This window comes from Pantoea sp. Ap-967 (genome assembly GCF_011752565.1).
GTDB lineage: Bacteria > Pseudomonadota > Gammaproteobacteria > Pseudomonadales > Pseudomonadaceae > Aquipseudomonas.
In genome coordinates this window covers 1-259 of the sequence record NZ_VWXK01000114.1, presented here as the reverse complement: position 1 = coordinate 259, position 259 = coordinate 1, and the positions used below count along the sequence as shown (strand labels likewise).

At 44.4% G+C, this 259-nt stretch carries 1 protein-coding gene; it reads left to right on the top strand.

Annotation, left to right across the window (positions count from 1 at the left end; genetic code table 11):
- Positions 1-74 precede the first annotated feature (74 nt).
- Positions 75-259: hypothetical protein (locus F3J45_RS29950; RefSeq protein ID WP_205300757.1), on the top strand; the 185-nt coding region annotated here is incomplete at its 3' end.

Below are 259 nucleotides of genomic sequence, written 5' to 3'. Positions count from 1 at the left end.
TCGCCTCGAATGTTGATTTCTGGCTTTTGTCAGATCGTTCTTTAAAAATTCGGATATGTGATAGAAATAGACTGATGACCAGTTTCACTGCTGGAAATCAGGCTAAGGTAAAATTTGTGAGTTCTGCGCGAAAGCGCAACATGCGAATTTTCGGCGAATGTCGTCTTCACAGTATAACCAGATTGCTTGGGGTTATATGGTCAAGTGAAGAAGCGCATACGGTGGATGCCTTGGCAGTCAGAGGCGATGAAAGACGTGG